Raw genomic sequence first — 24,847 nt, 5'->3', positions numbered from 1 at the left:
ATATGCACCCCACCCGGAGCCAGGACAGGCCTAAGCCTTACTTGGTCGCAAAATAGTTGCCGAGCGCCTCGAAGGCCGGCAGGCTCGTCGGATCATTGGCCGAGTTGGTTGCTTGCGGATGGGAGCTGAACCGTGCGATCACCATCCGGGCTTCGGGATCGACATAGATGGACTGGCCGTGCACGCCCCGGGCCATGAAGGCGCCATGGGGGTTGTTGGTGATCCACCACATCGCCCGATAGCTCCAGCCCTTGAGCAGGTCATAGCCGGCCTTGGCAAAGGCTTCCGGGCTGCCGCCCGCACGGATACTGGTAATAGCTTCTTCGGGCACCAGTTGCTTGCCGTTGATGGAGCCGTTGTCGAGCATCAACTGGCCAATGCGGGCCAGATCGGTCAACCCGGCATTCAGGCCACCGCCTGCATAGGGCGTGCCGATCGAGTCCACCGTGTAGTACCCGGACTGATCCGCGCCCATCTGGCTCCAGATGCGTTCCGAAAGCACCTCGTTGATCGGCTTGCCGGTGACGCGGGAGATGATCCACCCCATCACGTCGGAATTAATGGTTCGATAGCCAAAGGCTTCCCCGTGTTCCCCGGATTTCTTGACGGTTTCCAGATACTGGAAATAGGTCCGGGGCCCCTTGTAGTCAGCGGGCTTGGGCAGAGGATTGCCCGCCGCCGAATAGGTCCAGATATCGGAATTAGGGTCGTTATAGTCTTCGGAATAGTCGAGCGCGGTGGTCATATCGAGCACCTGCCGCACCGTTGCATCGCCAAAACCGCTGTTCTCCAGCTCCGGGATGATCGAGCCGACGGTCGCATTCTCGTCGAGCTTGCCCTCCACCACCAGCGTTTCACCCAGGAGGCCCGTAACCGACTTGGTCACCGACATCAGGGCATGCTGGCCCAAATCGGTCAGGCAGCCTGAATAGCGCTTATAGACCACCACACCGTCATGCATGACGATGACGCCGTCCGAGTAGTTCGCCTGCAGCGACTCCGCCCATGTCATCGTGGTGTCGCCCCCGAGAGGGGTGAAGGTGATCGCATCAATGGCGGGATCGAGCACTTCCTCGAGCGGAACGGGGTCGGTCAGCCCGCGGCTGACATTAACGGTCGGCATCAGCTGGCGGAAATGGCAGACCGTCCAGCGCAGTTTGGGAAAGGCATAGGCGTCGGGATCATCGACGCGGATGATCTTGTCTTCAGGCGGCGGCGACCCAACCATCCAGCCCATCTTGTTGGGGTCAGATTCGGCGGCGTTGAGCACCGGTGCATCTTGGGCCAGCGCCGGAACCGCCAGCAGGGCGCAGAACAGGCCCGTCTTCAGGCTCAGCCTAGAAATTGACCACGACATTGACAAATCCTCCTGACCAAATCGTGTCCTTCTGGGTGATCTCGCGAATGCCTTCACCCGGGATGGACACGCTGAACCCGGCCGTCAAAAAGGCATTGGGGCTCAGAACGCGGTTGTACTCGATGAAAAAATCGTCGCTCAGATGGGCGTTGGTGACGCCAGCGATCTGATAGGGCTGGCCACTAACTTCGATGGTTCTTGCGCCCTGGCCGAACTGAATTGGGCTGCCCAACTCATTGGCCCGAATATGGGCGTAACGCAGCGTAATCGTATCCACCTGGGTCGGCTTGACTGAAAGCGCCAGTTGGTGCGCGTTGACATTGGAATTGTTGAAGACCAGGGATGACTTGGAGCCGGTGGCCCAGGCATCGGGACTGCCTTCGTAATACAGCGGATCGAAGCGTTCGAAGCGCGAGGTCGTGGGATCGTCGCCCGAAAAGGTCTGGAAGGTGTAGGACAGGGATGGTGTCCAGGGCGCATCGGCAAAGGTGTAGCCGATCTGCGCTCGCCCGCCCCAGGCCGACATGTCGATCCGTGGGTTCCATTCATAGGCGATGTCGCCAGACAGGAAGAAGCTCTCGTTCTCCGGATTGAACGGGTTGCCGCGACCATAAAGGTTGATGAAGCTGAGCCCCTTGCGTCCATCCGGGATCAAATCGGGCGCGCCGATGCCGCCGGGTGCCGCTTTGGGATAGGGCGACGTGGACTCCGGCACATGGCCAAGCGTGCCGCCGACAAAAGTTTGCGTCGTCTTGTCATAGCGCAGATCGACGCCGACGATCTTGGTGCCGGTTTCGTTGTCGCGCTGCTCGTTGGGCTCAAGGTAAAATGCCGTTCCCTTGACGTCATCGAGCCCGATCGTGCCCAAGGCTGCCATGCCCCACGCCTTGTGCGGTCCGAGCTTGAGGGCCCCGCGCTCAAAGCCGTTCGAGCCGCCATTGGCCAGGAGCATGCCACTGCCGGCAACGAAATCCCTCGGCCCCAGCGACAGATCGATGGTCGGGCCGTTCTGGTTGGTGGTGCGGAGCGCCAGATAGCCTTCTTCGAGGGTGATCGCCCCGGTATTGCCGGTATCGAACGCGTCAATGCCCAAGGTGCCAGAGGCAATGGCGGACACCTTGCCGTAAAGTACCACCGAATTGTCGAGATCAAGAGTAAAGCTCAGCCCCGGCTCGATATAGCCCTCCAACCATTGCGCGTCGGTATCGACGCCGGGGGCAACCAGATCGGCCAGATCCCAGAATAGATTGTGCTCGACGACCCCGTTCACACCGGCTTGCAGATGTCCGCGCAGCATGAAGCCATTTTGGTCGATCAGCAGCAGCGGGTCCTTGCCGCCTTGGCTTTGAGTAATTTGTTCCTGGCTAGCTTCATCCTGGCTGGATCGGTCCTGCCCCAAGGCAGCCGGAACAAAAACGAGACTGGCGCAGAACAGGATCGTGGTGGCGCCTTGGGCGCAAAGATGAGGCATAACCGATACCCACCTGATGTAACACTCCGGCTTGATGCCGGGCACGGCCAGTATTCGGCTGGCTCAAGCCAACCACAATCGGGGATTCCCTGAGAGACTTAGCTTCGCGTTGCTGGCGGGGAGCTAGAGTGGGCTGAGGTTATGGCGGATGGCGTAGCGCACCAGATCCACCGCCGAGCGTGCTCCGATCTTGCGCATGATGGTGGCGCGGTGCGTCTCGACGGTCTTGATGCTGATCCCCAGCAGCTGGGCCACCTCCTTATTGCCGAGACCTTCGGCGAGGTGGCGCACAACCTCGAGCTGGCGCGGCGTCATGGCATCGCCGCCACCTCCATCAGCCCGGCACAACGCGAGTTGCAAGCAGGCCTGTAGCTCCGCTTCAGAAAGCGCGGGCGAGAAAAATGGGCGGCCAAAATGGAGGGCACGAATGGCGCTGATGACGATCTCGGGTGGGTCGTTCTTGAACACGCACCCCTTGGCGCCGGCAAGGATCAGCTCACGAAGTTCGCTTTCCTCCCTTGGCAGTGAGAAGATAAGAACCTGGGACTCGGGACAGTCGATGCGCAACAGGTCCAGTATCCCGGTGCCCGCCAGATCCTGCATGGCGGGGTCGAGCAGCACGAGATCGGGGCGCAGCTGAAGGGCAAGCTGTACGGCATCGTGCCCGCTGCCTGCCTCGCCGCACACTTCAAGGCCAGGCTCGGCACCGATGAAGCGATGCAGGCCACTCCGGACCACCGGATATGCATCAGCCACCAATATTCTGATCAGAGGCCAGTCCATAGACTATCTCCGCCGACGACATGCCATGCCCACTACAACCTGTTGATCAAAGCAAACCATACGCCGCGCCACCCCTAATCGGTTTAGGGGTATTCATGTACTAAAGCCTGCAGAAACAGCCTAAAACTTGCCGGAGAGTCGCCGCGATCTGGGCAAGCGGCCAAGTATGGCTGCGCCAAGATGTTTTACATCACGGCGCTGGCAGGCGGTCCCACCGAGCCTGCCAATCGGGGAGGGCGCCAGAGCGCAACCGCTATTCAGCCGCGGTTGCGGCCACGCTTTCTGCGGGCTCTAGGGCGGCGGCAACGGCTTGGTCGATGTTCTCGAGCCAGACAAATTCAAGCCGCTCGCGCACATCTTGGGGAATGTCTTCATAGTCGCGGCGGTTGCGAGCTGGCAGCAGCACCCGCTTGATCCCGGCAGCCGCCGCGGCAACAACCTTTTCCTTGATGCCGCCCACCGGCAGCACAAGACCCCGCAGCGATATCTCGCCGGTCATTGCCGTATCGCTGCGCACGCGGCGGTCGAGCAGCAGCGAAACCAGCGCCGTCGTCATCGCCACCCCGGCGCTGGGTCCATCCTTTGGCGTAGCGCCCGCGGGCACATGCACATGGATGTCGCTTTTTTCAAACAGCAAAGGATCGATCCCCAGCACGCCCGCACGGCTCTTGACCAGGCTCATCGCCGCCTGCGCGCTTTCGCGCATCACATCGCCAAGCTGGCCAGTGAGGATCAGCGCCCCCTTGCCTGGGACGCGCGTGGCTTCGATGAAGAGGATATCGCCGCCCACCGGCGTCCAGGCAAGGCCGGTCGCCACTCCGGCAACCCCGGTGCGCATCGCTACTTCATTTTCGAAATGGGCAGGACCCAGCAGTTCCTCAAGATCGGCGGCCTTGATGCTGACCTTTTCGGCCGTGCCTTCGGCTACCCGCATGGCGGCCCCGCGCAGGACGCGACCGATTTCGCGTTCAAGGCCGCGCACACCGGCTTCACGGGTGTAGCTGTGGATGATGGCCTTGAGCGCCTCATCATCGATCTCGGCCTGGTCGGGGCGCAGCCCGTTGGCCTCCAGCTGCCGCTGGACCAGATAGCGCCGGGCGATCTGCAGCTTTTCGGGCTCGCTGTAGCTGGCGAGGCTGATGATTTCCATGCGGTCGCGCAGCGGCCCGGGAATGGTGTCGAGCATATTGGCCGTGGCGATGAAGACCACGCGCGAAAGATCGAAGGGTACGGCAAGATAATTGTCGCGGAAGGTCCGGTTCTGCTCGGGATCGAGCACTTCGAGCATGGCGGCGGAGGGATCGCCCTGGACGCCCCGGCCCATCTTGTCGATTTCATCAAGCATCATCACGCAATTGCGTGCCCCCGCCTTGCGGATGCCTTGGATGATGTTGCCGGGCAGCGCGCCGATATAGGTCCGGCGGTGACCGCGGATTTCCGCCTCGTCATGCACGCCGCCAAGACTGACGCGCACGAAGGGCCGGTTCATTGCCCGGGCAATGGATTGGCCTAGCGAGGTCTTGCCGACCCCGGGAGGGCCGACAAAGCACAAGATCGGCGCCTTGCCATCGGGGTTGAGCTTGCGAACGGACAGATACTCGATGATCCGGGTCTTGATCTTTTCGAGCCCGAAATGGTCCTCGTCGAGGATGCGCCGAGCCGCCGCGATGTCAATCGGGCTTTCCTCGGGCAGCGTCCAGGGCAGCTCGATCAGCCAATCGATATAGGTGCGGATCATGCCCGCTTCGCCGGCCGCTTCGGGCATTCTCTCATAGCGCCGCAATTCCTTGCGGCACTGGTTTTCCACCTCTTCGGGCATGCCGGCCTTGGCAATCGCCTCATTGAGATCGGCAATTTCCTGGGACTTGCCTTCGTCCTCGCCCAATTGGCGCTGGATGGCTGCCATCTGCTCGCGCAGCAGGGTTTCGCGCTGGCGCTCGTTGAGTGCGGTTCGCGTTTGCTGGCTGATTTCCTGGGAAAGCCGCAGCACTTCGACACGCTGCGCCAGGACGCGCGAAACCTTGTCCATGCGCGCCGTGACGTCGAGGGTTTCGAGGATCTCCTGCTTTTCCTCGGGTTTCATGTCCATATAGGCGGCTGCCAGATCCGCCAGCTGAGATGGCGAGGTTGTGCCCTGGATCGCGGCCAGCAATTCCTGGGGCACCTGGGGCAGCAGCTGCACGGCTTCAACCGCAAGGCGCTGCAAGTTGAGGAAACGTGCCTCGATTTCGGGCGAGCGCGTATCAACCTCAGGCAAATCAAGCACGCGCGCAACGGGGAACGGTGTTCCAGGGAAGTAATCGAGCACGCGGAACCGGTGCACGCCCTGGCACACCAGATGGTGCGACCCGTCGGGGGCCGTGATGTAGCGCACGATATTGGCCATAGTGCCGGTGCGGTGCAGGTCGTCGGGACCGGGATCGGCTTGCTGGGGATCGCGCTGCAGCACGATGCCGATCTGGCGTTCCTGCTTGACCGCCTGCTGGGCCGCGGCAATCGATTTGGGGCGCCCCAGCGTCAGGGGCACAACAATGCCGGGAAACAGCACCATGTCCCGGACCGCGACGATGATCAGGGAATCGCTGGGCAGTTCCAGGGGCTTGTCGTCGCTTGCGGCGCCTTGGGCATTCTGGGTATCGGTCACGGCACGATCTCCTCACCCGAGCTTGGTCAGGCTGAACACGACGCAGCCATTGGTGGCAAAGCGGCGCACGGAATAACGCCCAGGCGGCAGCGCAATGCGCCGTTCAAAGCGCCCTTGCGGCAGTTCCAGCCGATGGATCACCGCCGCACGCAGTTCGGGCGGCAAGGTCCGGCGGCCTGCCACTACCAGCGATCCGTCTTCGATGCCGGCTTCCACCTGTTCAGGATCGACACCCGGCAAGGCCACAAAGACCAGAACTTCGCGCTCGGTTTCCAGCACATCGATGGGCGGTTCCCAGCGCGGCTCGCGCGCGGCCGTCGCGGTCGAGATGCGAAAGAACTGGGATTGGATGCGTTCGGCGCGGGCCAGCGCCTCAAGCGCTTCGGAAAGCATCCAGTTGGGAGAGTCTGTTCTTGCCATTCGTGCTCTCCACGCGCTTGGCTTTGCCGGCACATCTAGGCTTGATGTCTGTCGGTGCGGCGGGAAGGCTTTGCCGGGTTCTTGGCGTGCCGCCGTCACACCGGACGGAGCGGGCCCACCCCATTGGGGTAGGCGGGCATTATTGCGGGCAATGCGCTCGTGCCCGGTCTGGTTCCGATCCTCGCTCGCCGCGCAGCACGCTGCCGGGCCCGCCAAAGTGCAGGAAAGAAGGGGTGCCCAAGGGGGTGGCCCCGGGCGTTCCCCCTACATGTTGGGTTCAGGGCTGCGCTTCGCCGCCCTCGATTTCACTGCGATCATGGTAAACATGATCTACCAGTCCCCAGTCGCGGGCTTGTTCGGGGGTCATGAAATTGTCGCGTTCGAGGGCCTTCTCCACTTCCTCATAGGTGCGGCCGCAATGCTTGGCATAAAGATTATGCATCCGCCGCTTAAGGCGCATGCTTTCCTCGGCATGCAGGAGAATGTCGGTGACCTTGCCCTGAAAGCCGCCGCTCGGCTGGTGCAGCATGATCGACGCATTGGGCAGGCAGATGCGGCTGCCCGGCGCGCCCGCCATCAAGAGGAACGATCCCGCGGACATCGCCATGCCCATGCACAGCGTTCCCACCGGCGCCTTGATGAACTGCATCGTGTCATACATCGCCATGGCCGAGGTCACCGCCCCACCGGGCGAGTTGATGTAGAGGTAGATCTCCTTTTTAGGGTTTTCCGCCTCAAGAAAGAGCAACTGCGCGCAGACCAGCGAGGCCATGTTGTCCTCGACTTCGCCATTGACGAAGATGATCCGCTCGCGCAGCAGGCGCGAATAGATATCAAACGATCTCTCGCCGCGGCTGGATTGTTCCACGACCATAGGGACGAGCTGCATCATGTCGCGCATCGGCGATCTCCGTTCGAACTTGCGGTTTGGCTAAGGTCAGGCGGCCAGCATCAGGGGGCCGCGCCGGTTATCATTGGCGCCGGCCGGGGCAAGCAGTGGGGCGTGGGTCAGGGTCAGCCAGGTTCCGCCTTCAGGGGTTGGGGTGAGCTCGAAGGTCACGAGGCTTTCCTCTGCCCCGAGGACGGCCCCCTGCCCCTGCTCGCGCCAGCGATAGGTGAGGGTACGGTTTTCCTCGGCGTTGACCACTGAAAGCTCCAGGCCCGGCGCAGGGCGCAGCCAGCGCTCCAGCAACACCGGGATGGTCAGCGCCCGCCACACCTGTTCAGGAGCGGCCTCGAGCGCGCATTCGAACACCAAGGCATCTGCATCGATCTTCACTGGTCCATCTCCTTGAGCACATCCTTGAGGGACTCGATGCGATCAGGCCAGAAGGCGCGATATCGAGCCAGCCATTGATGCAGTGGCGCCAAACCATCGGGTTCAACGCGGTAGTTGACGAAACGGCCCTCGCGCCGCTCGCTGATCAAACCCGCCTGACGCAGCACTGCCAGGTGCTGCGACATAGCGGGTTGGGATATCGCGAGGCCCTGTCTCAGTTCGGTCGCCGTCATTTCGGCGGCAGCAAGCCGCTCGAGCACACCACGACGGGTCGGATCAGCCAGGACCTTGAAGATATCCACGTCACTCATGTCCAACACATAAGCACAGACTTATGTGTCGCGGCAAGGTGGTGTTGTGGAGGGATTTGATGAAACTGCAATCCGGGTAGGCCGCCACGCCATACCCGGCAATCTCAGCGCAGCCAGCCCAGCCGGCTTTCCACCCGGCGAGCGCTGTCGCGCACCAGGGCGATGAGATCGGGGTCTTTTTGCTGCACTTTGTGTTCGGGTACCACGATCGACATGGTGGCGTGGCAGTGACCGCTCCGATCCAAGACGGGTGCGGCGATGCAGGCTACGGCATAATCGGACTCGCCGGCCTGGATGGAGAGGCCCTGCGCCAGCGCCTCATGGGCATTGTCGGCGAGCACCGCCGGGTCGGTTTCGGCCCGGCCGGTCGGGGACACGCGGGCGGAGCGCGCGAAGATGCCCAGCAGTTCGTCGCGTGGCAGGTGGCCGACCAGCAGCCTGCCCGAAGCGGTCCAGTTGAGCGGGCTGCGCGAGCCCACTCGAGAGCTGACATTGAACTGACCGGTGCCATCTTCCATGGCCAGCACCACCATCATGTCCTGGTCGCGGCCGCAGATCTGCACCGTCTCGCCCGACAGCCGCGCCAGTTCGTGCATCTCCTGGGTCGCCGCGCTCAGCAAATCGAGGCTGCGCGCATAGCTCAAGCCATAATGATACATCCGCGGGCCAAACCAGATCAGCCCGTTGCTGTCGCGGTCCAGCAGATCCTTGTCGACGAGATCGTCGATGATTGCATAAATGGTCGAGAGCGGCGCGCCGACCGCTCTCGCGATTTCGTAGGCAGTGGCGGATCGCTCGAGCTGCTGCAGATGATCAAAGATCTGCAGCGCCCGATCGATGCCGCTGGTGCGCGTACGGCGAACCGGCTCAGTTGCACTAAGGATGTCGCTCACTACTCTGTCCCGTCGTTCAACCGATGTGCCGCCCGTCTAGGCGTTTAGTCGAGCCACTTCAATATAGCAGCCTCTTGCGCACGCCAATGTTCATGGATTGGCGTGGCAATGATTTCATTGGAGCCGCGGGCCGCTTCGAGCTCTTCGACCAGCCGTTCGGCCACGACGGTTTCTTCATTGGGGTGCAGATTGCACGGGTCGAGGAAGAAGTGCCCATGCTCGGCTTCGTGGTCGCGCACGATGATGGGGCGCGGCCCGGTTGCTAGGGCGCGGGCAAGGTCCCAGGCCGTGATGCGTGCCAGTTCTGGATTGATCGTCACCTTAAGTCGATCCAGCGGATTGTCGGTGGGATCGGGCACAATGGTGGCGGTTACGCCGGCCTTGTCGGCCAGGGTTTCAAGCCAGAGATCGAGTGCGGCCTGTTCGCGCGCGCGGATGCCGTCGTGGTCGCGCACTTTCCAGGCTTCCAGAGCCGCGATGACGCCGGCAATGCCTTCCTTGCCCACCTTCATGCCCCGGCCGATGCCGCGGTTCTGCAGGTAGATGTTGCGGATCAATTCCTTGTCGCCGGCGCAGATACCCGAGGTCGGCCCACCCAGGAACTTGTGGCCCGAGTACAGCACCACATCAGCGCCATCGGCCAGGAACTTGCGCAGGTCGTATTCGGATGCGGCGTCGACGATCACCTTGACGCCGCGGGCATGGCAAATCTCGGCGAAGGTCTTGAGCGGGATCTGCGCGTAATCGACGACGTGGTGCGACACAACAAACACCGCAGCAACAGTCCGCTCGGTGATGGCGCCTTCAAGCTGATAGCCGTGGGCGCTGGTGGCCTGGCCGACCGGCACCACCTTGCCGCCGGCAATGCGAATGGCCTGTTCCACCGGCGCGCCATAGCTGACCATATGGCCGGTCTGGATCAGGACTTCATTCTTGAGGCTGCCCGCATCGGGAAGCTGCTCGATCGCCCAGAGATTGTCGCCCGTAATCGCGGCCGCCACAGCGAGACTGATCGCCGCCGAGCATGAAGCGGTGACAAAGCCGGCCTCGGCACCCGTCAGTTCGGCGATAGCGTCGCTGGCCCGTCGATGCAGGGCGCCCATTTCCACGAACTCGGTGAGGACGCGCGTAATGGCATCCACGGCTTGGGGAACGACGATCGAGGCGCCCAGGGAGGTCATGGTGCCCGAAACGTTGATCACCGGACGAAGTCCCAGCTGGCTGCGAATATCCTGTGTCATGCAAATAACTCTCGATTGATGGGCTGCCCGGTTGATGCGGCAGCGATTGGGTTGGGCCGGATCGGCTCAGTCAAAGGCGACGATGGCTTCGATTTCCACGGTGATCTGGTTGGGCAGCGAGCCAAAGCCCACGGCGGAGCGCGCATGCACCCCTTGCTCGCCGAACACTTCGATCATCAGATCCGAGCAGCCATTGATGACAGCGGGATGGGCCTCGAAATCGGGCGTCGCATTGACCATGCCGAGCAGCTTGACGATGCGGCGCACGCGCCCCAGATCGCCCAAGGCCGCCTGCATCACGGCAATCAGATTGATGCCGGTAAGGCGGGCATGGGCATAGGCCGCATCAACCGAAACATCGGCGCCCACCTTGCCGGTATGGAGCGTGCCGTCGGTCTCGGTTGGCCCCTGCCCTGACAGAAACAACAGCTTGCCATCGATCACATGGGTCACGAAATTGGCGATCGGCGAGGGCGCTGCGGGCAAGACGATCCCCAGCGCCTTGAGCCGCTCATAGGGGGACGCATCCGGGCGCGTGGCCAGCTCGGAAATGCTCATAAATGGAACTCCAACAAATACTATAGCTCGCCGTGGCGAATGCAGGCGACGTGATGATTGGCGCCGATATGCTCGACGGGCGGAACGACCCGCGCGCAAGCCTCGATGGCCATGGGGCAACGCGTGCGGAACACACAGCCCGAGGGTGGATTGATCGGCGAAGGAATATCGCCCTGCAGGGGCACATGGGTGCGCTTGCGGGTTGGATCGGGCACGGGAGCGGTCGCGAGCAAGGCCCGCGTATAGGGATGGCGCGGATGGGCGTAAACCTGGCGCGAGGGGCCGCGCTCCATCACCCGGCCGAGATACATCACCACGACTTCATCGCAGAGATATTCAACGACGCTTAGATCATGGGCAATGAACAGCATGGTCAGACCAAGCCGCTGCTGCAACTCGCTGAGCAGGTTCAGCACTTGCGCCTGCACCGAAACGTCGAGCGCGGAAACCGGCTCGTCGGCAACGATGAAATCGGGCTCAACTGCCAGGGCGCGGGCAATGCCGATGCGCTGGCGCTGGCCGCCTGAAAATTCATGCGGAAAGCGCCGGGAATAATCGGCTGGTAGGCCAACCAGGGTCAGCAATTCGGCAATGCGTTCACGCCGCTTGGTCCCGCGCGGATAACCGCGGGCATCAAGGGCTTCCCCGATGATGGCATCGATGCGCAACCGCGGATTGAGGCTCGAATAGGGGTCCTGGAAGACGATCTGCAGGCGCTTGCGCCACTCTTTCATCTCGCGGGGCTTGAGCGCAAAGATGTCGGTGCCATCAAAGATCGCCTGCCCGCTGGTGGGCTCAACGAGCCGCAGGATCGAGCGCCCGGCAGTGGTTTTGCCGGAGCCGCTTTCACCGACAAGACCCACGGTGGTGCCGCGCGCAATGTCAAAGCTCACATCTTCGACGGCATGGACGATCTGGCCGTTGCGGCCGCCAAAATGCTTGGTCAGCCCGCGCAGGCTCAGAAGGGGCTTGGTATCGACTGCCTCAATCATAGCTCATGGGTCCTGATGCAGCGCGAGAAGGTGTCTGGTCCTGCCGGGATCAAGGGCGGCAGGGCCGCTCGGCAGGCTGGGATGGCCATGGGGCAGCGCGGCTCGAAGGCACAGCCTGGCGGCAGATTGGTGATGGGGGGAACCGAGCCGGGAATGGAATACAGCGCCCGGCGCTCGCCGTCCTGCCCAAGGTCGCGTGTCGCATCGGGCGTGCAGGCCAGCAGTCCCTTGGTGTAGGGGTGCTTTTGGTGGGCGAACAGCGCATTGACTGGCGCTTGTTCCACCACGCGCCCGCCATACATGACCACGACGTCATGGGCGATCTCGGCTACCACACCAAGATTGTGGGTGATGAAGAGGATCGACATGCCGAGCTGCGCCTGCAGGCGCTGCAGGAGATCGAGGATCTGCGCCTGGATGGTCACGTCGAGCGCGGTGGTCGGCTCGTCGGCGATCAGCAGCGAGGGGTCGCAGCTGAGCGCCATGGCGATCATCACGCGCTGGCGCATGCCGCCCGACATCTGGTGCGGGTAGTCATCCAGGCGCCGCGCCGCATCGGGGATCTCCACATGCTGGAGCATTTCGAGGGCCTTGGCCCGCGCCTCGCTGCGGCTCAGACGGGTATGGAGCGAGATCATCTCGCCGATCTGGTCGCCCACCGTATAAAGCGGGTTGAGCGAGGTCATCGGCTCCTGGAAGATCATCGCGATTTCGCTGCCCCGCATGGCGCGGAACTGGCTGGGCGCGAAACGCGCCAGATCGTGCACCTTCTCCTTGCGATCGCGGAACAGGATCTCGCCACCGGCAATGCGTCCCGGCTTGGCCAGCAAGCCCATGATCGACAGGCTGGTGACCGATTTGCCCGAGCCCGATTCCCCGACCACGGCGAGCGTCTTGCCGCGCTTGAGATCAAAGGTTACCCCGTCCACCGCCTTGGCGGTGGCGCGCTTGCTCTCGAACCAGGTCCGAAGGTCACGAACCGACAGGATGGTGTCTGCTGGCAGCGTTCCCGTCATGCAGTCCACCCGCAGCTGGGGCATTTGTGGCCCGGCGCTCCGGCGGGAATCGGGTGGTGGCGATGTGCAACCACGGCCTCGGCCCCCAGAATGGCGTAGCGTGGCTCAAAGGTCTGATGCAGCGTGCTCGTGGCGCCCTGGCTATCGGTCACCACCAGATCGCCATCGACGAGGTCGAACAAGGTGAACTCGGCCGGCTTGCCCTTGGCCAGCAGATTGTCGGCCGGCTTGCGGATCGCGCGCTTGGGCGCCGTGGACGAGGCGATGACCACATCCTCCATGCCCATGCCCAGCGAGAGCAGCTTGCTCATCGTGGTGGCGAGATCCCATACCGAAGTGTCGAGCGAGCGATTGTGCAGATCCGTGGAAATGGTGTTGGGCAGCAGACCCCGCTCGAGCGCGGCCTTGCCGACATCAAACGAGAACGACGCGCCGCCATGGCCGACATCGAGGATGATGCCGCGCTTGGCGGCGTCTTCGGCCAGCCGGAACAGATCATCGTCCTCGATGATCGAGCCGCCCTGCTTGCCGTTGAAGCAGTGGGTGACGATGTCGCCCTCGCTCAACAGGCCCAGCACGTCATCATAAAGCGGAGGGGGCTCGCCGACATGCACCATTACCGGCAGATCAAGCACGCGGCTCAGTTTTTTGGCCAGCTTGAGCGGCACCAGGTCCCAGCCGCCCGAGATCACCGCGCTGGCGCGAACCTTGATGCCAATGATGACGTCACGGTTTTCCCGGATCACGGCGATGGTGCGATCGAGATCGATCGAGCGCATGTCCTGCAGCTCGGTCACGCGGTTGCAGGCGACGAGGCCAATCGAGCCGAGATTGAGAAAGGCGTAGATGTTCTCGCGCGCCGGCTCGATGATGAATTCGCGAAGGCCATGGAAATTGGCTTCGCCGGCCGATCCCGCATCGACGATGGTGGTGACGCCACGCGCCGCGCCGCCCTGTTCGGGGCGAATGGAGATATCGGTGCCGCCATACCAGACATGGGCATGCAGATCGGTCCAGCCAGGTGAAATGAAGGCGCCGTTGGCGGCAACGGTCTTGGCGTTGTCAGCCGCCAGGCTCGCGCCGATATCGAGAATGGCCCCATCGGCGCCAACCAGCACATCGAGAACCGGCGGCAGTTCCGGCTGGGCGAAGCCGACGGGCTTGGCGCCCTTGATCAAGAGGTTCTGCGCTTGCGGTTTGAAACGGTTATCGAACATCAGACATCCTTGGCGAGGCGCGGATCAAGAAAATCGCGCAGACCATCGCCCACGAGTTGCAGTGAAAGTACGGTGAGGATGATGGCGCCGCCCGGGAACCACATGATCCAGGGGGCCTGTTCCAGATACTGGCGGCCTACGGAAATCATGGTGCCCCAGGTGGGGATATCGGGTGAAATGCCGACGCCCAGGAACGACAGCCCGGCTTCGGCGAGGATGGCATTGGCAAAGATGAAGGTTGCCTGCACCAGCAGGGGCGAGGTGACGTTGCGCAGGACGTGGCGCACCAGGGTAACATGCGTTGGCACGCCAAGTGCCCGCGCCGCTTCCACATAGGGCAGTTCGCGGATGACGAGCGTCGAGGCACGCACGACGCGAGCAAGCCGAGGCGCATAAACCACGCCAAGCGCGATTACCACATTGGTCGCCGACGCCCCCAGCGCCGCCACCAAGGCAATGGCGAGCAGGATATCGGGAAAGGCCATCATAGCGTCGATCAGGCGCGACACTGGCGTATCGAGCCTGCGGAAAAAGCCCGACATCAGCCCCAGGAACACCCCGATTACCGAGGCGAAAATCACCACGGCAAAGCCAACCGCGATCGAGGTGCGACCCGAATACAGCACGCGGGTAAGGATGTCGCGACCCAGATCGTCGGTGCCGAACAGATGCAGCCAGCTCGGTGGCTGCAGCCGGTTGCGCACTGACAATTGCGCGGGGTCATAGGGCGAAATAACCGGCGCCAGCAAAGCCAGCAGGATCATGGTGACGATAATCACCAAGCCCGCCAACGCCGTGGGGCGGCTGGCGATCTTCATCAGCAGATTGGGTTCGCGAAACCCGCTTTGTGCAACAGCAGCCATCAGTAACGCACCCGAGGGTCGACGAGGAGGTAGAGCATGTCGATGATGAAATTGACGAGGACATAAAGCCCGGCCACCACCAGCAGGGCACCCTGGATCAAGGGATAGTCGCGGCGCAGCACGGCTGAAACAATGAGGCTGCCCACGCCGGGCAGGCCGAACACGGTTTCAGTAACGATAGCGCCCGAGATCAGCAGGGCTGCGGTCAGGCCAATCACGGTTAGGATCGGGATCAGGGCGTTCTTGAGCGCATGCTTGACCACGACACGCCACTCGCTCATTCCCTTGGAGCGGGCGGTGCGCACATAATCATCGTTTAGGACATCGAGCATCGAGGCGCGGGTGAACCGGGTGATCAGCGCCGAGCTGATCAGGCCAAGGGTCGTCGCGGGCAGCACCAGGTGATGCATCCGTTCGCCAAAGCTGGCGCCAGGGCCGCCATAGCCGGAGGTATCGAACCACCCAAGCTGCACGGCAAAAACCTGCATGAAGATCAACCCGAGCCAGAAGCTGGGGACCGAGGCCGCGAACATGGCAAGTGCGGTTGCTGCCTGGTCAAACACCGAGCCGCGCCAATAGGCCGACAGCACGCCAACGGGCAAGGCGATCAGGGTCGCGATCAGCAGGGCAAATATCGTCAGGAAAAAGGTCGGTTCCGCGCGCTGCATCAGCGCTGTGGTCACCGGCATGTTGAGGAAGATGGACTGTCCGAAATCGCCGCGCAGTACGCCCCCGACATAGCTGATGAATTGCTGCGGAATGGAAGCATCTAGGCCAAGGCGCTGGCGCAGGCTGGCAATATCGGCTGCGGTTGCGTCGGGGCCGAGCATGACGGCTGCGGGATCGCCGGGCGTCACGCGCACAATGACAAACACGATGGTAACCACCAGCGCCATTACGACCAACATGCCGAATATGCGGTTGAGTGCGGAGCGGATCATGATGCTCTGGAAAATCCCCGTCGAAGCTGATGGACAAAAGGCCTGCCGCGACCGAAGACGCGACAGGCGGCACGAAGCCGGATAGGGACCTATTCGGTCAGATAGGCATTCCAGAAATAGGGCCATGGAGCGGGTGTTACGCCGTCGAGAGCCGGGTTCTGTGCGGCCAGGGCATTGAAGTTGCCGACCTTGTAGCCGGGTACTTCGTCATAGATGACCTTTTGGACCTCAACGAACAACTCGGCGCGCTTGGCCGGATCGCTTTCGGCATTAAAGGCTTCCAGGACCTTGTGCTTGGCATCGCTCACCCACCAGCCAGGGCCGGTGTCGGACATGATGCCCATCAGCGAAGGCTCGGGCAGGAACGGGCTGTGGGTGATGTAGACATCCCAAAGGGCCGGATCGGCGCGATTGGTGGTGAGCGTCGCCCACTCGACCACGTCCATTTGCACCTTGAAGCCGGCAGCTTCCAGGTAGGACTGGGCAACCAGTGCCATCTTGTAGTGGAACTCATACTGGCGGCTGGTCAGGATGCGCAGCGGCTTGGAGCCATCATAGCCGGCTTCCGCCAGCAGGGCCTTGGCTGTTTCGGTGTCGCCCATGGGCTTGTAGGCTTCGGTGCCAACATCGGAATGCCAGGCATAGCCTTCGGGATACCAAGCACCCTCGGCGGTGAAGAACTCGTCCGAACCAAAGGCGGCAAACAACATGTCCTCGGGCGCGAGCGCCGCCTGGATTGCCTTGCGCACCCGGATGTCGGAGGCGAGGCCTTCGGAATGGTTCATCATGAACACGGGCCAGCCGAATGGCGCAAAAACGACCGGTTCGGTGGCGCCACCGCTGATCTGGTCGAAAGCCTCGACCGGCAGTTGATCGACATAGTCGTACTGGCCAGCCACTGCCGCGCCGATGCGCGTGTTGGGATCGGGGACCGGCACGAAGCGGATTTCGTCGAGATACTGGTGCCGCGCACCGCCATAGCCATTGCCCTCGCCTTCAAGCGACTGGTAGCCGTCAAAGCGCACGAGCTGGATATACTGGTCAGGAACGCGCTGCTCGAGCTTGTAGGGACCGGTGCCGATGAAGCTTTCGAGCGGGTCCTGGCTGGCATTGGCCGCCGGAATGATGATTGCGGCCGCGTTGTTGAAGGCAAGGAGCGGCAGCAGTGGGGCGTAAGGCTTGCTCAGCGTGATAGTGACCGTGGCGTCGTCGGTTGCGGCGATGTCGGTGATGACTTCGGCTGCCTGCTTACCGCGGGTGGCAATCTTCATCCAGCGCTCAAGCGATGCGACCACATCGGCCGAGGTCATGACGCTGTCGTCGTGGAACTTGATGCCGGTGCGCAGCGGGATGGTATAAACGGTGCCGTCTTCCGAAATTTCGGGCATTGCTGCGGCGAGCAATGGGGTGGTGCCCCACTGGGCATCGAAGGTGTAGAGCGTTTCGAACATATGCTGGCTGACAATGCCGACCAAGTCGGCTGTCGAAGCCATCGGATCGAGCGTTGGCGGCTCCCCGATGGTTGCCACATCCACGATCCCGCCAGCCGTCTGGGCATAGGCCAGACCGTTGGCGGAACACAGGGCAACCAGGCTGGTCGCCAATGCTAGAGCAAAATGCCTCATTCCAATCCCTCCATGTTCCACAACAGTGGAACATATGTTGTTCTTACGGACTGATGGTTTCACTTCGAGCTAATTTGGTCAAGCGTCCGCGCAAAAAGAGGCTGGGCCGCTCCTGGGGGTGGGCAAAGGCTGCATTCCTGTCATGCTAGGCCTGAGGGCCTGCTGCTAAGCGCCGCGGGTGGCAACGTATCGCGCGGTTGAGCTTTGTAGTTGGCCAGCAAGAGATGGCATCAAGCCACTAGCAAAGGAGCCGCATGCAATGAGCGTTGGTTTAATCGGTCTGCTCGACGATATCGCCGGCATCGCCAAAGTGGCGGCGGCGTCACTCGATGATGTCGCGGGCATGGCGATGAAGGCCGGACTCAAGGCCAGCGGCGCCGTGATCGACGATGCGGCAGTTACTCCCAAATACCTCACCGGGTTTACCGCGGATCGTGAATTGCCGATCGTGGGCAAGATCGCGGGCGGCTCGATCAAGAACAAGCTGATCTTCCTGCTGCCGGCGGCCCTGATCCTGGGGACCTTCCTGCCCTGGGCCATCACGCCCCTGCTGATGCTGGGCGGCGCCTATCTTTGCTATGAAGGCGCCGAAAAAATCTGGCATCTGATGGCACCCAAAGCCGCCCATGCGCACGAAACCGGGCTGGAACCGGTGGCCCTTAGCCCCACCAACATGGAAGACACCAAGGTCGGCAGCGCCATCAAGACCGATTTCATCTTGTCCGCTGAGATCATGGCGATTGCTCTGGCCGAACTGCCAGGCGAAAGCTTTGTCACCCAAGCCATCGTGCTTTTCCTGGTGGCCGTCGGGATCACGGCTGCCGTTTATGGTGCGGTCGCGCTGATCGTGAAAGCCGACGATGCTGGCCTCTGGATGGCCCATCGCGGCGGCAGCTTCACTCGAGCTATCGGGCGTGCAATCGTCAAGGGCATGCCCTATTTCATGACCGGCCTGACCATTGTCGGCACTGCTGCCATGATCTGGGTGGGCGGCAGCATCATCGTGCATGGGGTGCACGATTTCGGGCTGCACGGGGTGGGCGACCTGATCCACGACGCAGCGGTGGCCGCGGCCGCGTCCCTTGGCGGCGTGGTCGGCTGGGTGGTCGAAACACTTGGCTATGCCATTGCCGGCCTGGTTGTGGGTGCAGTCGCGATCCCCGTCGTGGGCTATGTGATTTCCCCGCTCTGGACCCAGATCAAGAAGCTGCTCCCCGGCGCCAGGGCCGTGCGAGCCTAGTTCACGGGGATTACTTGCACCTGCTTGCGGCACACTCCTCATGTGCTAGGAAAGGAAGCAACGCCGTCTGTCTATTCAGCATTTCAGTCGCAGGGAGAAGATCTGCATGCACCCTGCGACTGCTGACTTGAACCGCCGGAGACTTCCCTCAGCACCCAAGAAGAGCATTGATCATGGAACGCGTCGGCATCGGCATCATTGGCACGGGCAAGATTTCCTCGGCCTATATCGAGGCCAGCAAGCACTTCCCCATCCTCGACATCGCCGCAGTGGCCGACCTCAATCCCGCGGTGGCCCAGGCCAAGGCGGATGAATATGGGCTGCGGGCCACGACGCTCGATGCCATTTTCACCGACCCCGCGGTCGACATCATACTCAACCTCACCATCCCCAAAGCCCATCTGGAAGTGGGCTTGCGGGCGCTGGGCGCGGGCAAGCATGTGTATTCGGAAAAGCCCCTGGGCATTTCCTTTGCCGAGGGCCAGCAGCTGGTTGCCGCCGCCCGCTCCAACAATCTGCGCCTTGGCTGCGCCCCCGACACCTTCCTTGGTGGTTCACACCAGACCGCCCGGGCCCTGGTGGACCAAGGCGTGCTCGGCACGCCAGTAGGCGGCACCGCATATTTCATGTGCCCGGGCCATGAGCGCTGGCACCCTAACCCCGCCTTTTATTATGAGGTTGGCGGCGGCCCCATGCTCGATATGGGGCCTTACTATATCACCGATCTGGTCAATCTCCTCGGCCCGGTAGCGCGCGTTGCCGGCGCTACCGCCACCCCGGTCAGCACCCGCACCATCACCGCCAAGGAGCGCGCCGGCGAGGTGATCCCCGTGCATGTGCCCACCCATGTGAGCGGCACGCTGATCTTCCAAAACGGGGCGGTGGTGCAGATCACCATGAGCTTTGACGTGGCTGGCCACCGCCATGTGCCGCTCGAGCTTTATGGCACCAATGCCACCCTGCTGGTGCCCGATCCCAATCATTTCGGCGGCCAGGTCGAGCTGTTGCGCAAGGGCGGGGAATGGGAAAATGTGGAGACGTCCCTTCCCTATGGCGAGGGCACCAATTACCGCTCCATTGGCTTGGCTGACATGGCGCATGCACTGCGCAGCAATCGGCCGCATCGCGCCAGCGGCGAATTGGCCCTGCATGTGCTCGAAGTGATGGAAGCCTTCGGCACTTCCATGGAGACCGGCCGGCATGTGGAAATGACCACCAGCGTGGAGCGACCGGCACCGATCAGCACTTCGCTCGCCGAGGGTCGCTTGGCTTAGCACACAAGCATCGAGGAGGATGCCGCTCCCCTAGCGCTGCTGCGCCAGACGCTGCCTAGGCGTAGCCGGCGAGCATTTGCGCGATGCGTCTGCGGATCCATGGCGATTGGCCCGCTACGGCAAGGAGGCGATCGCGCAGCCATCGCGGGGCTGGCGCTTGCAGGGTCGCCAGCTTCGTCAACCGACCCGTGCGGTTCAGGACCTGTTGTGCCATTGCCCGTCGTTGCCGGGCAAAATCGTCAAGCCCGGTGCCGCCCTGATGCAGGAAACCGGCCAAGGCGGAGGCCAGCGCTTCGGCATCGCGAAGTCCCAAGTTCATGCCCTGCCCGCCGGCCGGGCTATGGACATGGGCGGCATCGCCAACCAGGAGGAACGGGCCGGCGCGGAAACGATCGGCGAGCTTGTGGTGGACCTGGAAGCGCGAGCCCCAGATCACCTCATGAACCTTGACGCCACTGCTGGGACCGCGCAGCTCGAGCACACGCGTCACATCCGCGATGCTTGGCTGGGACGGCGCGTTTGCCAGTTGCGCGACCACCCGGAAGCGGGACCGGGACATGGGGGCAACAACCAGCGTGCCGCCTTGGGCAAAAAACAAGCTGACTTCGCTCGTCGCGATGGGCCAGTCCATGTGGACATCGGCCAGCAGGAACGAACCATAGGTCTCCCCCGGAAATCCAATGCCCGCCGCTGCGCGGACGAGGCTTTTCTCGCCATCGGCCCCGACGACGAACCGCGCCAAAACGTCCGCCTGGCCGGCTTTATCGTTGAAGGTGGCGAGGACCCTGTCCCCATCACGCACCAACTGGGTGACCTCCGCCGGTCGGCGCACGCAGTGGCCCAATTGTTCGAGCCGCGCGGTCAGGATCGCTTCGGTTTCGTCCTGCGGGATCATCAGCGCAAAGGGCGTCGGGCTGTCCAGCACCGAGAACTCGGCCTCGAGCAGCACCTTGTCGCGGTCGCGAACCTTGAATTGGGGCGCCTTGATGCCCTGGGCAATCAGCGGTTCGGCCACCCCGAGCCGCCCCAGGGTTTCCAGCGTTGCGGCGTGGATAACCGCGGCCCTGGAGGTGTTTTGCGCCTGCGGCAAGGCATCGACAATACGGAACTCCACGCCGGCTTGCGCCAGGCTGATGGCAGTGGCGAGGCCCGCCGGGCCGGCGCCGACGATCAGGGTGTTTATTGCTGTAGTCATAGCATTTCTCCCGTATGTAAACGCTTGCTTACATATGGATCACACGCTATGTCAACACTTGTTTACATGAGAAGGCATGATGGTCAGGAATTCTGAAGCCACTCAGGAGCGGCTGCTCGATGCAGCAAGGCGGCACTTTGCGGTGAACGGCTTCGAACGGACCACGGTCAGGGATATCGCAGCCGAAGCGGGAGTGAACGTGGCGCTGATCAGCCGCTATTTTGGCGGCAAGGACGAGTTGTTCGCCCGAGCCGTTGCTATCGATCTTGCACTGCCTGACCTCAGCGGGGTGCCAAAGGCCGAGATCGGCCGGCACTTGATCGAACACTTCTTCAAGCGCTGGGAAGGGCGAGAGGCGGACGACCTGCTCCGCGTGCTAGTCCGAACCGCTGCTACCAATAGCAGGGCCGCAGAAAAGATCCTCGCCATACTGCACGGCCAGATCCTGCCTCTGGTGGCGCGGCTTGCCGGCGAAAAGGGCGCGCAGCACCGCGCCAGCCTCATCGCTACACAAATCCTCGGCTTGGCTTATTGCCGTTACGTGCTGAACCTGGGCGATGATCAGCTCGACCCGGCGCAAGCGGTCGCAGCCATTGGCGCCACATTGCAGCGCTACCTGTTCGAGGATTCTTAGCAGCGGCGAATGCTCGCCCTTGCCGGGCCAACCGGAACGCGTTCGGGCGGTCACCGGATGATGCGACTTCCCGTGCCGCCGTCAAACAGGTGCAGAAGGCTGCTGTCAAAGGCAATGCCGATCCGTTCGCCGGGTTGTGCGCGGATCCGCTCGCGAAACACGCCAACGAGATCGTGCCCGCCCAGGTTAAGTGTAACCTGGGTTTCTGAGCCGGTCGGTTCGACCACGACCACCTCCGCCATGGTTCCAGCCGGATCGAGACGCAAATGCTCGGGACGCACGCCAAGGGTCATCGGGCCATCCTCTACCCCCGCCGGTAGCGCTCCCAAGTCGATAGTCGTTCCATCGGGGAAGCGAAAGGCGGAGCCGGCAAGCGAGCCGGCGATGATGTTCATTGCCGGAGAGCCAATAAAGCCGGCGACGAACAGATTGGCGGGATAATCATAGAGCTCCAGCGGCGTGCCGATCTGTTCGATATTGCCGGCATGCATGACCACGATGCGATCGGCCATGGTCATGGCTTCGATCTGGTCATGGGTGACATAAACGGTCGTCGTCTTGAGACGCTGGTGGTTCAGCTTGATCTCGCTGCGCATCTGCACGCGCAGCTTGGCATCGAGATTGCTCAAGGGCTCATCGAACAGGAAAAGCTGGGGACTGCGCACAATGGCCCGCCCCATCGCCACGCGCTGCCGCTGCCCGCCCGACAAATGGCGCGGATAGCGTTGCAGGTAGGGATCGAGGCCGAGCACGGTTGCAGCACTGGCCACCCGCTGCTTGATCTCGTCCCTCGGAACACGACCCAGCTTGAGCGAGAAGGCCATGTTCTCCTCGACGGTCATATGCGGGTAAAGCGCATAGGACTGGAAGACCATGGCGATATCGCGGTCCTTGGGCGCCAGGTCATTGACCACATTGCCGGCAATGGCGATCTCGCCCCCGGTGATGTCCTCGAGCCCGGCAATCATGCGCAACAGGGTGGATTTCCCGCATCCCGACGGGCCGACGAGAATTACGAACTCCCCGTCATTGATGTCGATGTTGACGCCATGGAGCACTTCGAGGCTGCCATAGTTTTTGCGAACGTCCCGGATCGTCACGGCGCCCATCTGTCCCTCCCAGATCGATGGTCAACGGTCACGAGCCAGCAGTTTCAAGACAGCTGGCCAAGGGCTGGCGCGTGTGGACACGCGTTCCGCCCTCCTCGACGAAACAGTGTCTGCACGCCTTGCCTGCAATCCTGTCTAGAACCAAGGGGCAGCCGGTTCAAGTATATTGTGGGACAAAAGATTGACTCCGCCGCAATATCTGTCCTAACTCTAGAGTATTCGCTGTCAATGATGGGACAAAAGCCTGCTTTGACTGTGATGGGCGCTAGAGCCAAAGAGCTCAGCCCCAAGGAGGATAATACAGCTTGCGATGATTGCTGACCCATAGGCTTGCTTCGCGAGCGCTTGGCCATGTTCCAACAGGAGGAAACGGAAACATGACGTCGGACAAGTTCAATCGCCGTGACATATTGAGAAGGGGCGGCGCGGCTGGCGTTGGCCTTTGGGCCGCAAGCCAGGGCCTGCCGGTTTTTGCCCAGGAGAAGCCAGAGGCCGAGCTGCCCCAAGGGAGCGCCGGCAAGCTGACGGTGATCCATCGCACCGAATATTTCGAGGCGGCACAGAACCTGTTCCGCGATGCCGTGGCCAAGTTCGCTGCCGCCAACAACGCCCAACTCGATATCTCCACCACCAATCCCGAGGCCTTTGGCGATTTCCTGGGCAAGATGTCGGCAGCCGTGCGGGCCGGCAATCCGCCCGATCTGGCCTATACCAGCACCGTTTCCATTCCCCAGATGCACCTGCTGGGCCTGCTCGAAGACGTCAATGACGTGGTCGAGGACGCCATAAGCCGCTATGGCAATGTCATGCAGGGCATCAATGCCGAAAGTATTGGCAAGATCGATGGTCGCTGGGTTGCGGTTCCCTTTATAGCCAACACCACGGGCGCCTTCTTCCGCAAGGACAAGCTGGCCGAAAAGGGTATCGACCCGGCAACCTTGCAGACCTGGGAGCAGCGCCGTGAGGCCGCTCTGGCCATCTCCGATCCCGCCAACGGCTTTTACGGCTGGGGCCTGACGGTCAACCAGTCCGGCGATGGCTGGGGGGTGGCAACCTCGATCCTCAACGCTTTTGGCGGCCACTTTACCGACGAAACCGGCATCAAGGTTGAGTTCGACTCGCCTGAAACCGTGGCAGCCTTTGAGTTCGTCCGCGAAACCTATGATCGCAACGGCAAATACGCCGCCATGTTGCCGCCGGGCGTGGAAAGCTGGGGTGATATCTCCAACAACGAAGCCTGGCTCGCTGGCAGCACCGGCTATACCCACAATCAATACTCGCTTTACGCGGCAGCAAAGCGCGACAACAATCCGGTCTTTGCCAACACGGTCATGCTGCCACAGCCCACCGCCAATAATGGCGATCACCGCAATGGTGGCGCCGTGGGCGGTTGGCTCACCATCTTCAAGGGCGCTCCCAATGTGGAGCTGTCCAAGAAACTGGCGCTCGAACTGCTCGATCCCGTTAACTTCACGCCCATGTCCACGGTCGCCGGCGGGCTCTTCATGCCAGCCTATCAAAGCCTGTGGACCGAGGAACTCCTCGCCGCCGATCCAAACTACGCGATCATCAAGGAGCAGGTGGACACCCAGGATCCCTTTATCGGGGCCTCCTGGCCAGCACCACCGGCCGCGCAGATCGACGCCATTCGCGCTCAGGGCGTGCTGGAGCAATCCATGGGCAATGTGATCTCGGGCCGCATGACCTCGCAGGAAGCAGTGACCGACGCGCACAACAAGATCGTCCAGATCTTCGAAGAAGGCGGCATTCTCTAGCCGGCCCCC

The 24,847-nt window shown here is 62.3% G+C and carries 23 protein-coding genes; 4 read left to right on the top strand and 19 right to left on the bottom strand.

Annotated elements, in window-relative coordinates; all coding sequences use genetic code 11:
• Positions 1-37: 37 nt before the first annotated feature.
• From HRU92_RS17105 to HRU92_RS17025, 17 genes are all read right to left on the bottom strand, one after another.
• A complete protein-coding gene (locus HRU92_RS17105) occupies positions 38-1,357 on the bottom strand; it encodes a serine hydrolase (protein WP_172122283.1) in 1,320 nt (439 codons plus the stop codon).
• On the bottom strand, positions 1,338-2,828 hold the full coding sequence (locus HRU92_RS17100) for an alginate export family protein (RefSeq protein ID WP_172122281.1): 1,491 nt from the start codon (positions 2,826-2,828) through the stop codon (positions 1,338-1,340). Before HRU92_RS17100 ends, HRU92_RS17105 begins: the two co-directional genes overlap by 20 nt.
• Before the next feature lie 123 nt (positions 2,829-2,951).
• Complete coding sequence (locus HRU92_RS17095) at positions 2,952-3,611, bottom strand: response regulator transcription factor (RefSeq protein WP_172122279.1); 660 nt, start codon at positions 3,609-3,611, stop codon at positions 2,952-2,954.
• 253 nt (positions 3,612-3,864) lie between these two features.
• Positions 3,865-6,255, bottom strand: a complete 2,391-nt coding sequence (gene lon, locus HRU92_RS17090) for an endopeptidase La (protein WP_349236666.1) — start codon at positions 6,253-6,255, stop codon at positions 3,865-3,867.
• A 12-nt stretch (positions 6,256-6,267) separates the two neighbouring features.
• Complete coding sequence (locus HRU92_RS17085; RefSeq protein ID WP_248305214.1) at positions 6,268-6,675, bottom strand: Hsp20/alpha crystallin family protein; 408 nt, start codon at positions 6,673-6,675, stop codon at positions 6,268-6,270.
• A 277-nt stretch (positions 6,676-6,952) separates the two neighbouring features.
• Positions 6,953-7,576: an ATP-dependent Clp protease proteolytic subunit gene (locus tag HRU92_RS17080; protein WP_127751833.1), complete on the bottom strand. Its 624-nt coding sequence runs from the start codon at positions 7,574-7,576 to the stop codon at positions 6,953-6,955.
• Between the two features lie 36 nt (positions 7,577-7,612).
• Positions 7,613-7,954, bottom strand: a complete 342-nt coding sequence (locus HRU92_RS17075; protein ID WP_172122277.1) for an SRPBCC domain-containing protein — start codon at positions 7,952-7,954, stop codon at positions 7,613-7,615.
• Positions 7,951-8,265, bottom strand: a complete 315-nt coding sequence (locus HRU92_RS17070) for a metalloregulator ArsR/SmtB family transcription factor (protein ID WP_127751831.1) — start codon at positions 8,263-8,265, stop codon at positions 7,951-7,953. Before HRU92_RS17070 ends, HRU92_RS17075 begins: the two co-directional genes overlap by 4 nt.
• A 104-nt stretch (positions 8,266-8,369) precedes the next feature.
• Complete coding sequence (locus HRU92_RS17065; RefSeq protein WP_172122275.1) at positions 8,370-9,158, bottom strand: IclR family transcriptional regulator; 789 nt, start codon at positions 9,156-9,158, stop codon at positions 8,370-8,372.
• A gap of 44 nt (positions 9,159-9,202) precedes the next feature.
• A complete protein-coding gene (locus tag HRU92_RS17060) occupies positions 9,203-10,399 on the bottom strand; it encodes an aminotransferase class V-fold PLP-dependent enzyme (RefSeq protein ID WP_172122273.1) in 1,197 nt (398 codons plus the stop codon).
• A 66-nt stretch (positions 10,400-10,465) separates the two neighbouring features.
• Positions 10,466-10,957 (bottom strand): RidA family protein, encoded by a 492-nt coding sequence (locus HRU92_RS17055; protein WP_127751828.1) that lies wholly within the window; start codon positions 10,955-10,957, stop codon positions 10,466-10,468.
• A gap of 20 nt (positions 10,958-10,977) precedes the next feature.
• Positions 10,978-11,949: an ABC transporter ATP-binding protein gene (locus tag HRU92_RS17050; protein WP_173088763.1), complete on the bottom strand. Its 972-nt coding sequence runs from the start codon at positions 11,947-11,949 to the stop codon at positions 10,978-10,980.
• Complete coding sequence (locus HRU92_RS17045) at positions 11,946-12,965, bottom strand: ABC transporter ATP-binding protein (RefSeq protein ID WP_173088761.1); 1,020 nt, start codon at positions 12,963-12,965, stop codon at positions 11,946-11,948. The genes HRU92_RS17050 and HRU92_RS17045 overlap by 4 nt, the downstream gene beginning before the upstream one ends.
• Positions 12,962-14,182 carry an amidohydrolase/deacetylase family metallohydrolase gene (locus tag HRU92_RS17040; protein ID WP_172122270.1) on the bottom strand — a complete coding sequence of 407 codons (1,221 nt, stop codon included), beginning with the start codon at positions 14,180-14,182 and terminating at the stop codon, positions 12,962-12,964. The genes HRU92_RS17045 and HRU92_RS17040 overlap by 4 nt, the downstream gene beginning before the upstream one ends.
• Positions 14,182-15,000, bottom strand: a complete 819-nt coding sequence (locus tag HRU92_RS17035) for an ABC transporter permease (protein ID WP_248307232.1) — start codon at positions 14,998-15,000, stop codon at positions 14,182-14,184. Before HRU92_RS17035 ends, HRU92_RS17040 begins: the two co-directional genes overlap by 1 nt.
• Positions 15,001-15,044: 44 nt before the next feature.
• Entirely contained in the window at positions 15,045-15,986 is a 942-nt protein-coding gene (locus tag HRU92_RS17030) for an ABC transporter permease (protein ID WP_172122266.1), read from the bottom strand.
• A gap of 89 nt (positions 15,987-16,075) precedes the next feature.
• On the bottom strand, positions 16,076-17,611 hold the full coding sequence (locus HRU92_RS17025) for an ABC transporter substrate-binding protein (RefSeq protein WP_127751823.1): 1,536 nt from the start codon (positions 17,609-17,611) through the stop codon (positions 16,076-16,078).
• A 259-nt stretch (positions 17,612-17,870) separates the two neighbouring features.
• Between HRU92_RS17025 and HRU92_RS17020 the strand changes: the two genes are divergently transcribed.
• Both HRU92_RS17020 and HRU92_RS17015 read left to right on the top strand, forming a co-directional pair.
• Positions 17,871-18,851, top strand: coding sequence for a DUF808 domain-containing protein (locus tag HRU92_RS17020; protein ID WP_172122264.1), 981 nt, complete (start codon positions 17,871-17,873; stop codon positions 18,849-18,851).
• A gap of 173 nt (positions 18,852-19,024) precedes the next feature.
• Entirely contained in the window at positions 19,025-20,125 is a 1,101-nt protein-coding gene (locus tag HRU92_RS17015) for a Gfo/Idh/MocA family oxidoreductase (protein WP_172122263.1), read from the top strand.
• A gap of 55 nt (positions 20,126-20,180) precedes the next feature.
• Here the strand turns inward: HRU92_RS17015 and HRU92_RS17010 are convergent, their stop codons facing one another.
• On the bottom strand, positions 20,181-21,320 hold the full coding sequence (locus HRU92_RS17010) for an FAD-dependent monooxygenase (protein ID WP_172122261.1): 1,140 nt from the start codon (positions 21,318-21,320) through the stop codon (positions 20,181-20,183).
• 76 nt (positions 21,321-21,396) lie between these two features.
• Between HRU92_RS17010 and HRU92_RS17005 the strand changes: the two genes are divergently transcribed.
• Positions 21,397-21,954: a TetR family transcriptional regulator gene (locus tag HRU92_RS17005; RefSeq protein ID WP_172122259.1), complete on the top strand. Its 558-nt coding sequence runs from the start codon at positions 21,397-21,399 to the stop codon at positions 21,952-21,954.
• A gap of 50 nt (positions 21,955-22,004) precedes the next feature.
• Here the strand turns inward: HRU92_RS17005 and ugpC are convergent, their stop codons facing one another.
• The gene (gene ugpC / locus HRU92_RS17000) at positions 22,005-23,063 is read right to left on the bottom strand and encodes a sn-glycerol-3-phosphate ABC transporter ATP-binding protein UgpC (protein ID WP_172122257.1); all 1,059 of its coding nucleotides are present in this window, start codon (positions 23,061-23,063) and stop codon (positions 22,005-22,007) included.
• Between the two features lie 377 nt (positions 23,064-23,440).
• Here ugpC and HRU92_RS16995 point away from each other — a divergent pair, with 377 nt between their 5' ends.
• Positions 23,441-24,838 carry an extracellular solute-binding protein gene (locus tag HRU92_RS16995; RefSeq protein ID WP_172122255.1) on the top strand — a complete coding sequence of 466 codons (1,398 nt, stop codon included), beginning with the start codon at positions 23,441-23,443 and terminating at the stop codon, positions 24,836-24,838.
• Positions 24,839-24,847: the final 9 nt, after the last annotated feature.

The organism is Devosia sp. 1635, assembly GCF_013185955.1.
Classification (GTDB): domain Bacteria; phylum Pseudomonadota; class Alphaproteobacteria; order Rhizobiales; family Devosiaceae; genus Devosia.
The sequence above is the reverse complement of the archived record's forward strand: the minus strand, read 5'-3'. Positions and strand labels throughout refer to the sequence as shown.